General features: G+C 63.0%; 11 protein-coding genes. All 11 read left to right on the top strand.

Features of this window, described 5'->3' with window-relative positions:
• A partial coding sequence (locus WA989_RS11530) for a DUF2163 domain-containing protein (protein ID WP_424340647.1) occupies positions 1 to 410 on the top strand: 410 nt, incomplete at its 5' end.
• Positions 407 to 838, top strand: coding sequence for an NlpC/P60 family protein (locus tag WA989_RS11525; protein WP_424340646.1), 432 nt, complete (start codon positions 407 to 409; stop codon positions 836 to 838). The genes WA989_RS11530 and WA989_RS11525, both read left to right, overlap by 4 nt.
• 3 nt (positions 839 to 841) lie before the next feature.
• Complete coding sequence (locus WA989_RS11520) at positions 842 to 4519, top strand: baseplate multidomain protein megatron (RefSeq protein WP_424340645.1); 3678 nt, start codon at positions 842 to 844, stop codon at positions 4517 to 4519.
• Between the two features lie 45 nt (positions 4520 to 4564).
• Positions 4565 to 5428 carry a DnaJ C-terminal domain-containing protein gene (locus tag WA989_RS11515; RefSeq protein WP_424340644.1) on the top strand — a complete coding sequence of 288 codons (864 nt, stop codon included), beginning with the start codon at positions 4565 to 4567 and terminating at the stop codon, positions 5426 to 5428.
• 80 nt (positions 5429 to 5508) lie between these two features.
• Complete coding sequence (locus WA989_RS11510) at positions 5509 to 5826, top strand: PepSY domain-containing protein (RefSeq protein WP_424340643.1); 318 nt, start codon at positions 5509 to 5511, stop codon at positions 5824 to 5826.
• 9 nt (positions 5827 to 5835) lie between these two features.
• On the top strand, positions 5836 to 6522 hold the full coding sequence (locus WA989_RS11505) for a response regulator transcription factor (RefSeq protein ID WP_424340642.1): 687 nt from the start codon (positions 5836 to 5838) through the stop codon (positions 6520 to 6522).
• Between the two features lie 9 nt (positions 6523 to 6531).
• Positions 6532 to 7953, top strand: coding sequence for an ATP-binding protein (locus WA989_RS11500; RefSeq protein WP_424340641.1), 1422 nt, complete (start codon positions 6532 to 6534; stop codon positions 7951 to 7953).
• A complete protein-coding gene (locus WA989_RS11495) occupies positions 7950 to 8543 on the top strand; it encodes a tetratricopeptide repeat protein (protein WP_424340640.1) in 594 nt (197 codons plus the stop codon). Before WA989_RS11500 ends, WA989_RS11495 begins: the two co-directional genes overlap by 4 nt.
• A gap of 78 nt (positions 8544 to 8621) precedes the next feature.
• Positions 8622 to 9047: a cytochrome c maturation protein CcmE gene (locus WA989_RS11490; RefSeq protein ID WP_424340639.1), complete on the top strand. Its 426-nt coding sequence runs from the start codon at positions 8622 to 8624 to the stop codon at positions 9045 to 9047.
• A complete protein-coding gene (locus tag WA989_RS11485; RefSeq protein WP_424340638.1) occupies positions 9044 to 10945 on the top strand; it encodes a heme lyase CcmF/NrfE family subunit in 1902 nt (633 codons plus the stop codon). The genes WA989_RS11490 and WA989_RS11485 overlap by 4 nt, the downstream gene beginning before the upstream one ends.
• Complete coding sequence (locus tag WA989_RS11480) at positions 10942 to 11349, top strand: cytochrome c-type biogenesis protein (protein ID WP_424340637.1); 408 nt, start codon at positions 10942 to 10944, stop codon at positions 11347 to 11349. The genes WA989_RS11485 and WA989_RS11480 overlap by 4 nt, the downstream gene beginning before the upstream one ends.
• The last annotated feature ends 76 nt before the right edge of the window (positions 11350 to 11425 follow it).

The following is an 11425-nucleotide window of genomic DNA, read 5'->3' as shown; positions in this document are numbered from 1 at the left end:
CGTCTGAAGCCATCACGGATGCAGACCTGGGCGCGGGCCTCTGGAATGGCGCGCGCGTTCACGTGTACCGGACAGACTGGGAAGCGCCGGACAATTCTGTTCTCATATGGACGGGCTATCTCAGCGAAATCACCCATACAGAAGCGGGTTTCGAGGCCGAACTGGTCTCGCTCAAGGCAGATCTGGAGCGGCCGCTCGGCCGATCCTATTCGCGCCGCTGCGACGCGAGGCTCGGCGATGCGCGATGTGGGCTTTCTGGTGTCGAAGGCCTGACCTGCGACAAACGGTTCGAGACCTGCCGGGATACGTTTTCCAATACAGAGAACTTCCGCGGCTTCCCGCATATGCCGGGACCGGATGCCATACTCGCTGGCCCTGCGGCCAGTGGCAATGATGGCGGCAAGCGATGAGGCGCGCCGATATCGTAGGCGCGGCGCGCGGCTGGCTCGGCACGCCCTATCAGCATCAGGCCAGCCGGAAAGGCGCGGGCACAGACTGCGTTGGCCTGGTGCGCGGTGTCTGGCGCGAGCTTGTCGGAGATGAGCCGCAGCGCGTGCCCGCTTACACGCCGGACTGGGCCGAGCTTTCCGGCGACGACATGCTGCTGGAGGCGGCGCGTCGTCATATGAGTGAAATGGCAGTTGGCGCAGCGCTGCAGGGCGATGTTCTGCTGTTCCGCATGGGGCTCGGCTGCCCAGCCAAGCATTGCGCGATCCTGAGCGGGGAAGCGCGCATCATCCATGCTTATTGGGGCCGCAGTGTGTGCGAGACGCGGCTCGTGCCCTGGTGGTCACGGCGGATCGTGGCGGCCTTTTCCTTTCCCGGTCTGGAGGACTGATCCATGGGTGAAATCATCCTGTCGCAAGTGGGAAGCGCCGTCGGTGCTGCGGCCCTTCCGAACGGCCTAACCATCGCCGGCGCGCAGATTTCGGGCGCTGTCATCGGCCGCACGATTGGCTCGCTGGCGGGCCGCGCCCTCGATTCGGCGCTGACGCCTGCGACAGAGGGGCCGCGGCTCAAATCGCTTCACGTGATGGAGAGCCGGGAGGGCGCCGGCATGGCCAATGTCTATGGCCGGATGCGGGTGGCCGGACAACTTATCTGGGCGTCGCGCTTCAAGGAAAAGAAACGCGAGCGGAGGACCGGAAAGGGCGGGCCAAAGATTGCGGATTATTCCTATTCGGTAAGCCTTGCTGCCGCGATCTGCGAAGGCGAGATCACGCGGATCGACCGCGTCTGGGCGAATGGCGAAAGTCTGGATCTCAGCGGCCTCAACTGGCGGCTTTACAAGGGCGATGAGGCGCAGCTGCCAGACCCGCTGATCGAGGCGATTGAAGGCGCCGGCAACGCACCGGCGTATCGCGGCACGGCCTATATCGTATTCGAGGACCTGCCGCTCGACGCGTTCGGCAACCGGCTGCCGCAACTGATCTTTGAAGTGGTCCGTGCGGGCGCGGCCAGTGATGGCCTTCGCGCGGTCGTGGAGGGCGTCAATATTATCCCGGCGTCTGGTGAATTCGTGTACGGAACAAGTATTGTTCGGTCGCGATACTTTCCCGCCATCGAAACGCCGCTCAACATGAACAATACGCGCGGCATATCGGATTTTGAGCTGTCGCTCGAGCAGCTGTCGAGCGACCTGCCGCAGACCTCTCACGCCGCGCTGACGGTCGGCTGGTTCGGGGACGATGTGCGCGCGGGCAGCTGTCGCACAAGGCCGGGTGTGGAGACGCGCGACCGGGTCACTGTGCCTTATGGCTGGGAGGTCGCCGGCCAGAAACGGGGCGAGGCCTATCTCGTCAGCCAGTCCGGCGGCACGGCCAATTATGGCGGGACGCCCGCTGACCGGGCCGTCGTCGAGGGGATTGCTGCGCTCAGGGCCGAAGGCTTTGCGATCACACTCTCACCCTTCCTGCTGATGGACGTGCCACCCGGCAACGGCCTGCCGGACCCGTATGGCGGGGCCGAACAGGCAGCGTTTCCGTGGCGCGGCCGGATCACGGTGAGCGCAGATGGTACAGAAGCGGCCCGCAGCGAGATCGACGCGTTTCTCGGCAGTGACAATGATTTCGGCTTTCGCCACTTCATCCTGCATCATGCGCGCCTGGCTGTTGACGCCGGCGGTGTTGATGCGTTCCTGCTCGGCAGCGAAATGGCCGCTCTGACGCGTGTGCGCGATGAGACGGGCGCGTTTCCTTTCGTTGAAGGCCTCGTCCAGCTTGCCGCCGATGTGAGGGCGATCCTCGGGCCGGGGCCTGAAGTCTCCTATGCGGCCGACTGGACCGAGTATGGCGCCTATGTGCCAGACGATGAATCGGGCGATGTGCTGTTTCCGCTGGATACGCTGTGGGCCTCGCCAGACGTCGATTTCGTCGGTGTAGACTGGTATCCACCCGCAGGCGACTGGCGCGATGGCGCGGACCATCTCGATGCGCTGGCTGGCTATGAGGGCGCGGATGACCCTGACTATCTGCTAAGCCAGATGGCCGGCGGCGAGGCGTATGACTGGTATTATGCGAGCGCGGCCGATCGTGATGCGCAGGTCCGTACACCGATTGCCGACACAGCGCATGGCGAGGACTGGGTATTCCGTCAGAAGGATCTCGCCGGCTGGTGGAGCAATGCCCATCATGAACGGCCGGGCGGTGTCAGGAACAGCCCGTCGACAGGCTGGACGCCGGGCCAGAAACCCGTCCGCTTGATGGAGATCGGCTTTCCTGCCGTCGACAAGGGCGGCAACGCGCCCAATTTGTTCTATGACCCGAAGAGTTCCGAGAGCGCCCTGCCACCTTATTCAAGCGGTGCGCGCGATGATATCTTCCAGCGCCGCGCCCTGGAGACGGCTCTTACCTACTGGCAGGCGCAGCCTTTCATCGATGTCGCCTATGTCTGGGCCTGGGACGGGCGGCCCTGGCCGGACTTTCCATCCCGCAAGAATGTGTGGAGCGACGGGCCGAACTGGGCCTATGGCCACTGGCTGAATGGGCGCACAGGTCTGATCAGCCTGGCCGAGACCATGGAAGACATGGGGCTGCGGGCAGGTGTGCCACTTGATGCAGGGGCGGTTTCGGGGGCGATCGAGGGCTACGTCCTTGATGGTCCAGTGCCACTTCGTCGGGCGTTTGAGCCGCTGCGCGCGGTCTATGGCCTGGCCGCTCTGGAGCGGGAAGACGGCCTGAAGCTTGTAACAGAAGCGGCGACCGCCGCGATTGCTGTTGACGCGGCACGCCTTGCAGAGCCGGGACTGTCGCTGACGCGCACCCTGCTGGACAAGCGACCCGGCCGGCTCCTCCTGTCCTATATTGACGACGGGGGTCAGTATGCACCGGCGCAGCTCGACGCGCGCTCGGACCTCGGCGAGGCGGCTTATACGATTGAGGCAGCGCTTCCGCTTGTGCTCGCCGAGAGTGAGGCGGGCGCGATTGCGCAGCGATTGCTGTCTGCGGCGCTGGAGCCAGATACGGCTGTGGTCAATCTGCCGCCAGACTATCTCGGGATCGAACCGGGCGATCTTGTCTCGGGAGTCGGGCTATCTGGCAGCTGGCTTGTGAGCGAGGTGATGGAGGATGGCCTGCTCAGGCGGCTCAGCCTGACACGTCCAACCGGGGCGTCCGTCCAGAGCGCGCTAGAGCCACCGTCGGCGGGCGACGCTGCTATCGTTTATCCCGCGCCTGAACTCGTCCTGATTGATGGACCCGCTTTGCCGGGCGCCGCCGGGAATGGACCGATGATTGCGGCGAGCGCCTCGCCATGGCGGGGGCGTGTCGCGGTCCGGGCCGGCGTTGACGCCGCCAATCTCATCGAGCGCGCCACGCTATCCACGCCCGCGCGGATCGGTCGTCTGGCGGCCGGCATGGGTGCCGGGCCCCTTGGGCGCTGGGACCGGGCCAATACACTCCTGATCGATCTGGAGGAGGGCGACCTGGCGAGCGCGGATCGTCTCGCGGCGCTTTCGGGTATAAATATGGTGCTCGTCCAGGGGGTCGCAGGCTGGGAGCTTATCGCGTTTGAAACCGCCGACCTTGTGGGCACGTCCCAATGGCAGCTTGGCGGATTGCTGCGAGGGCTTTCTGGGTCGCCCGTGACGACGGCGGAGTCTGGCGGCGCCTGTGTGATTGCGGATGGCGCCCTGGTTCAGGCGGAGCTGTCTGCCGGCGAAACCGGGCTGGACCTTGTCTGGCAGGCAGAAGGCGGCGCGTTGCTCAGCTTTGCTTATGAAGACCGCGCCGGACTGCCCTGGAGCGTCGCTCATCTGCGGGCGAACCGGTCGGTCACCGGTTGGAGCGTAAGCTGGCTGCCCCGCGGAGCAGATATTCCGGATAATCTCGATTTACCGGACCCTGTGCAGACGCGCACCTATCTGGTTCAGGCGGAGCTTTCCGGTGAAATCCTGTATGAGGCAGAGCTGGAGTTACCGATGCTCCAGCTTGAGCCCGCCTACGATCTTGTGCGTATCGCTGAGCTTGGTGCTGATGGTAGACGTGGCGCGTGGGTTTCAATCCCGTTAGGGGGTTCCTAACTATCGGTTATCAAGAGATAGACGAACAGAAAGACCCAGTCCCCGTTGAACCGCGACCTTTATCAAACCCTCGGCGTCTCCAAGACCGCAACAGCAGACGAGATCCGCAAGGCCTATCGCAAGAAGGCGAAGGAGCTGCATCCTGACTTGCACCCGGATGACGAGGCCAAGGCCAATGCCTTCAAGGAGACCTCGGCCGCCTTCGAGATCCTGAGCGATGAGGCAAAACGCGCCCAGTATGACCGCGGCGAGATCGATTCAGATGGCAACCCGACCGGATTTGCGAGCGCTGGTGCAGGCGGATTTGGCGGCGGTTTCGGCGGCCACTCGCAGACCGGCGGCGGCTCGTTCCAGGGCGATCCGTTCGAGGATATCCTTGCTGGCATGTTCGGCCAGCAAAGGCGAAAGCCGGGACCGCGCAAGGGCGCCGACATGCGCTATCGTGTCGATATATCCTTCGAGGACGCCGTGCAGGGCGCCAAACGCCAGATGACAATGGGTGACGGCAAGGCGCTCAACGTCTCTATCCCGCCTGGTATCGAGACCGGGCAAACCCTGCGCCTGAAAAGCCAGGGCCAGCCCTCCAGAAGCGGCGGACCGCCGGGCGACGCGCTGCTGGAAGTTCACGTCCGGCCGAGCAAGATGTGGACGCGTGACGGCTCTGATCTGCGTATGACAATCCCTGTGCCGCTCGAAACCGCTGTCCTCGGTGGAAGCGTTGATGTTCAGACGACTGGCGGGTCGGTGACACTGAAAGTGCCTGAGGGCTCGAATACAGGCACAGTGCTCCGCCTGCGCGGAAAAGGCGTGCAGTTCAAGGACAAGCCCGGCCATCTCTATGTGCGGATCGAGATTTCCCTGACCGACCCCAAGAATCCAGCACTTCGGGACTGGGCGCAGAAACAGTAGGCGTGGCGGGCAATAACCTGACTATACGCCTCAGCCTTCATTCAGGGACTGTTCAGGGCTCTTCGTGCATAAGGGGCAGCATGAAACGGATATTGATGTCTCTTGCGCTCTGCGCTCTGCCCCTGACCTCGCTGCCTGCAGCGCAGGCGCAAAATGGCTGGGGCAGCTCCTTCACCGCAGATGATGCGCGCGATGCGCGCCAGCGCGGCGAAATCAAACCGCTCAACGAAATCCTAAGACCCATCCGCAATCAGTATGGCGGCAATATGAGAGACTTTGTCGGCCTTTTTGATCAGGGCGGGCGCAAGGTCTATATCATCGACTGGGTGACAGGACGTGGCGAACTCGTAAAATTTACGATAGACGCCAAGTCTGGACGCGTGCTCAGCGTTAACTAGGTAAGTCTCATGAGAATTCTTGTTGTTGAAGATGATGCGGATCTGCGCCGGCAACTCGCCGATGCACTGACGCAATCGGGCTATGCTGTCGATCTGGCAGCCGATGGCGAAGATGGCCACTTTCTGGGCGATACAGAGCCCTATGATGCGGTCGTGCTCGACCTCGGCCTGCCCAAGATGGACGGGGTGACCATCCTCGAGCGCTGGCGCGAAGACGGGAAGGACTTCCCGGTCATGATCCTGACGGCCCGTGACCGCTGGAGCGAAAAGGTGGCAGGTTTTGATGCCGGCGCCGACGACTATCTGACCAAGCCGTTCTACACCGAAGAGCTACTGGCGCGTCTTCGTGCGCTCCTGCGCCGGGCGACAGGGCATTCTGCCGCGGCAATCGAAGCCGGCAGCCTGCGTGTCGACACACGCGCAGCCCGGGCGACCGTCAATGGACGCCCGATCAAGCTGACCGCGCACGAGTATCGTGTCCTGTCCTATCTGATGCACCATCAGGGCCGCGTCGTGCCGAGAACAGAACTGGTCGAGCACATCTATGACCAGGATTTCGACCGCGACTCGAACACGATCGAAGTATTCATCGGCAGGCTCCGCAAAAAGATCGGCACCGAGCGGATTCAGACCGAGCGCGGTCTGGGGTATCGTCTTGTCGTGCCCGAAGGGGAAACGGCCGGTCTTGCCGGGTAGGGCGGGGCATTGGCCCCGACCGAACCGATGACCGGTGACGCTTCTTCTTCTCCGTCTCGACCAAAGCTGTCGCTGTCGCGCCGCCTCCTGATCGGGGCGATCGTGTGGAGCATTATCGCTGTTGTCGGCGGCATCATCGCGATGACCGTCTCTTACAGGGCGCAGACGATACGCCTGCTTGAGCAGGAACTGGATTCCACGCTGACGACCCTGCCGCGTGCGCTCGAAATCCTCCCCAATGGGCGTGTCGTCGATCAGGAAGAAAAGCTGCCCTCGGATGTCCGGTACAATCTGCCGCTTTCAGGCCGGTACTGGGCGATCGTCGCGATCAATGAGGATGGCGGATTCGATGCCGACATCCGCTCGCAGAGCCTCTGGGATGGGCCTCTTCCGGTCGAAGCCGAGCTAGCCGCAGAGGCGCTCGCCGATCCAGGTGCCACCAAATATGGAAATGCCATTGGCCCGGCAGACGAGCGCCTGCGCGTCGCCGTCAAATCCATTATTGTGCCCAATCGCGACAATCCAATCCTGCTTATGTCCGCGGCCGACCGGGAAGCGACGGATGAAGGCGCAAACCAGCTTCGTCTCCTGCTTTTGATCAGCATGACCTTTCTGGCGGGTGGCACGCTCATCGCGCTCTGGGTGGGCCTCAGGCTGGCGCTGTTGCCGTTCCGGCGGGTGCAGCTGCATATCTCTCAGATCAGAAGCGGCCAGCGCGCCAAGCTCGATGGCGACTATCCGGTTGAGGTCGTGCCACTGACCGATGAGCTCAACAAGCTGCTCGACAATAACCGCGCCATTGTCGAGCGTGCGCAGACCCATGTCGGCAATCTCGCGCATGCTCTCAAAACGCCGCTGGCTGTGCTGCGCAATGAGGCGAACGGCCCGACGCCGCTCGACGATGTTGTGCGCCGGCAGACAGAGGCGATGCGGTCGAATGTCGATCATTATCTGAAACGCGCCCAGGCGGCGGCCCGCGCAGAAGCGCTGGGCGTGAGAACAGAAATCAAACCGGTTGTCGATGGATTGGTGCGGCTTCTGAACCGCCTCTTTGAGGCCAGCGACATTAAGGTCTCTTCCAACATCGCCCCGAACCTCTATGTGCGGATTGAACAGCAGGATCTGGAAGAGATGCTCGGCAATATCATGGAAAATGCCTGCAAGTGGACGAAGGCGCGCGTTGATGTTTCTGCAGAGCAGGGCGACAACGCGCTGATGTTTATCCATGTCGATGATGATGGCGAAGGACTGACCGCCGAAGAAATGGAAGCGGCCGTTAAACGCGGGGTGCGCCTCGATGAGACGGCGCCCGGGACAGGGCTTGGCCTCTCCATCGTGGCCGATATCGCAGAGATGAATGGCGGCAAGCTCACCCTGTCTACCAGCCCACTTGGCGGGCTGCGCGCCACGATTGGTCTTCGCAAGTCATGACCCGGCCGACGCTTTTTGTCCTGATCGGCTCGATCCTCGCCGCCCTCGGCCTGTACCTGTTCAAGGGCAGCCCGCTTCTCGCCGAGCAGCCCTATGCCGAGCGGGAGGCCGAACTCGCGGCCCGCGATGTCTCCCAGCTCAGCCCGCCCGAAATGCTGGCGCGCCTCCAGATGGCGGCGAGACAGGACCCGGACGCGCCGGAGCCGCACCACTTCATTGGCGTCATCATGCGCGCTGAGGGGCGGACCGATGATGCGATCCGCGCCTTCCAGTCGGCGCTGCGCCGCGATGACACGCATGTGCCGTCTCTCGTTGCGCTGGCTGATATGGTCATGCTGCGCGATGGCGGACGGGTGACGCCGGCCTCTGCGCGCCTTTACGACCGGGCCTATAAACTCGACCCGGAACAGGTGCGCGCAGGGCTGCTTTCAGCCCTTCCAGCCTATGAGACCGGCGATGTCGATGCGGCTGAAGCGCACTGGGAAAAGATCCTCGCGCCGCTCGACCCCGCAGATCCGAGGCGCGGTATGCTCGAAGCATTCAAGTCGACTGTCGATGAGGCCCGCGAGGCAGAAAGCTCTGGCGGATAGGCGGCACTGCATTAAGTGCTGTACAGGTTGTGTTGGTCGCAGTGCCATTCCTGCCGGTTTTCAGTATAGGGTGAGGCCATGAGAGCGAGAACCAAGAGACTTTGGGGTGTTGGCGCCGTTGCGGTTGTGCTGATCGCCGCTGTAGCGCTTGCGGCTGTAGCCCTGAGGCAGCATGCCGATCTGTTCTACACGCCCGGCCTGATCGCCGATAAAGGCTTGCCGGACCAGGGCAAGCGCGTGCGTGTCGGCGGCTGGGTACAGACCGGCTCGCTCACCTATGGCGACGCAGCTGACATGACCTTCCTCATCGAAGACAGCAGCGGTGAGACGGTCGAGGTGTCCTATACCGGCATCGCGCCGGATCTCTTCCGCGAGGGCGAAGGCGTTGTTGCCACAGGCAGTTTCGACACCGACGGAAACTTCGAGGCTGAATCCATCCTCGCCAAGCATGATGAGAATTATGAGCCGCGCGAACTGAAACGGGCAGGACAGCCGACTTCATGATCGAAGCTGGCCATTTCGCAGCATTCCTGGCTTTAGCTTTCAGCGCGGCGCAGACGGGGCTCGGGCTTCGAGGCGCCCGCGATGCATCCGGACTTTTTGCCAAGCTGGCCCTTCTGGCGATGGCCTTTGCTTTCCTGACGATCGTCTGGGCGTTCGTTCGGTCTGATTTCTCCGTCGAGCTGGTCGCCGCGCACTCTCATACGCTGAAGCCGCTGGCCTACAAGATCGCCGGTACATGGGGCAATCATGAGGGGTCGATGGCGCTCTGGTGCCTTGTCGGTATCGGCTTTGGCGCGGCCGGCGCATATTTGCTCAAGACCGGCAAGCCCGTTTTCGAGGCACGCGCGCTCGGCGTGCAGGGTGTGCTCAACTTTGCCTCGCTCGCCTATCTCCTGCTTGCGTCCTCCCCGTTTACCCGGCTTGATCCTGCGCCGCTACAAGGCTCAGGGCTCAACCCCCTCCTGCAGGACCCGGCGCTCGCGATCCACCCGCCGATGCTTTATCTTGGCTATGTCGGCTATTCCTTCGTCTTCGCGCTTGCCGCAGCGGGCCTCATCGAAGGCAAGATCGACCGTGACTGGGCGAAGACGGCGCGGCCCTGGGCGCTTGCCGCTTTCGTACCGCTCACCTTTGGCATCGCGCTGGGCAGCTACTGGGCCTATTACGAGCTTGGCTGGGGCGGCTGGTGGTTCTGGGATCCGGTCGAGAACGCCAGCCTCATGCCCTGGCTGATCGGCGCGGCGCTGATGCACTCCATGATCGTGACTGAAAAGCGGGGCAGTTTTTCCGCCTGGACGGCGCTTCTGGCTGTGCTGGCTTTCTGTTTTTCCATGCTCGGCGCGTTCCTTGTGCGCTCCGGTGTGCTGACCTCGGTGCACGCCTTTGCCGTCGATCCGCTGCGCGGCTCGCTCCTGCTTGGCGGTCTGCTTGTGCTTGGCGGCAGTGCGCTGCTGCTCTTCGCGCTGCGGGCGCCGAAGCTGCAGGGTGGGCCTGAATGGCTCGCGACCAGCCGGGAAGGCGCGCTCATGGGCAACAATCTCGTCCTGACAGTGGCCACCGCAACCGTCCTGCTCGGCACGCTCTTCCCATTGATCGCCGAAGCGGTCGGACAGACCATTTCGGTCGGCGAGCCCTATTTCAATATGACTTTCACGCCGATCATGGCGCTGGCGCTGATTGCGCTTCCCATCGTTCAGGCCTGGTCCTGGGGCAAGGCGGATATCTCCTCGCTGTGGAAATGGGCGGCAGGATTCGCAGGCCTTGTTGGCGTATTCTGGCTTGCAGGCATCGGACCGTTCGACATTCCCTTGCTGGCCGGGATCGGTCTCGCTCTTGGCCTCTGGCTTATCTTCGGGGCGGGCCAGGAAATCTGGCGGCGGGCCAAAACCGTTGATCGCTTGCCGAAACTGCCCTTGCGGGTCTGGGGCATGACGTTCGCCCATGCGGGCCTTGGCCTGTTCGTCATGGGCGCTGTGCTTGAAACCTCCGGTCGCACACAGACCACGCTTGCGCTTGAGCCGGGCCAGAGCGCGCAGGTCGCAGGCTGGACAATGACACTGGATGATGTGCGCAGCATCGAAGGCCCGAACTGGTATGCTGACCGCGCGCATCTCTTCGCTGAGCGGGACGGCACGCGCACCGAGCTGCGGCCCCAGAAGCGCTATTATCCTGCCGCGCGCATGCCGACCACGGAAACCGCCATCCACAAGACGGGCGTGTCCGACCTCTATGTCGCGCTCGGCGATGGGCGCCGGACGGCGGGTGGGCCGACCCGCTGGACGTTCGAAGTGTTTGTGAACCCACTGATCGATATTATCTATCTCGGCGTCTTGCTGATCGGGCTCGGCGCCGGTCTCAGCATGGTCGACAAGCGCAAGAAAAAGGCGGTCACATCATGAAAGTCCTGCTCGCCTCGCTTTTCATGCTTTTCGCCGCTGAAGGCCAGCTGGCGGACCCGCAGGAGGAAACGCGCGCGCAGGATCTGATGCGGGAAATCCGATGCGTCGCCTGCGAGAATGAACCGATTTCCAATTCAGGCTCGGATATCGCGGCCGACATGCGGGACCGTGTTCGCGTCTTGGTGGCGGAAGGCAAGTCGAATGAGGAAATTCGTGACTGGTTTGCCGAGCGATATGGCGAGTTCGTCCTGTTTCGTCCATCGGCTGAAGGGCCGGGTGGTGTGCTGCTCTGGGGCTTGCCCTTTGCACTCCTGCTGGCAGGCGGCGCGTTGATCTTCGTGCTACGGCGGCGGTCTGCGGGCGGGGCAAGCAGGATCGATCCGGTCAAGCCCGAAGAAATCTAGGCGCGCCGCCATAAGTCCTATGGCGGCCTTTGTCTGGTGATTGTGCGCCTGCAACCCTATCTTCGCCTTTAGGTCT

This window comes from Henriciella sp., assembly GCF_049649345.1.
Lineage (GTDB): Bacteria > Pseudomonadota > Alphaproteobacteria > Caulobacterales > Hyphomonadaceae > Henriciella.
This window is presented reverse-complemented; position numbering and strand designations above follow the sequence as displayed.

Coding starts and splice junctions, on each gene's coding strand:
- WA989_RS11525 (WP_424340646.1), top strand. CDS start 407: ATGAGGCGCGCCGATATCGTAGGCGCGGCGCGCGGCTGGCTCGGCACG.
- WA989_RS11520 (WP_424340645.1), top strand. CDS start 842: ATGGGTGAAATCATCCTGTCGCAAGTGGGAAGCGCCGTCGGTGCTGCG.
- WA989_RS11510 (WP_424340643.1), top strand. CDS start 5,509: ATGAAACGGATATTGATGTCTCTTGCGCTCTGCGCTCTGCCCCTGACC.
- WA989_RS11505 (WP_424340642.1), top strand. CDS start 5,836: ATGAGAATTCTTGTTGTTGAAGATGATGCGGATCTGCGCCGGCAACTC.
- WA989_RS11495 (WP_424340640.1), top strand. CDS start 7,950: ATGACCCGGCCGACGCTTTTTGTCCTGATCGGCTCGATCCTCGCCGCC.
- WA989_RS11490 (WP_424340639.1), top strand. CDS start 8,622: ATGAGAGCGAGAACCAAGAGACTTTGGGGTGTTGGCGCCGTTGCGGTT.
- WA989_RS11485 (WP_424340638.1), top strand. CDS start 9,044: ATGATCGAAGCTGGCCATTTCGCAGCATTCCTGGCTTTAGCTTTCAGC.
- WA989_RS11480 (WP_424340637.1), top strand. CDS start 10,942: ATGAAAGTCCTGCTCGCCTCGCTTTTCATGCTTTTCGCCGCTGAAGGC.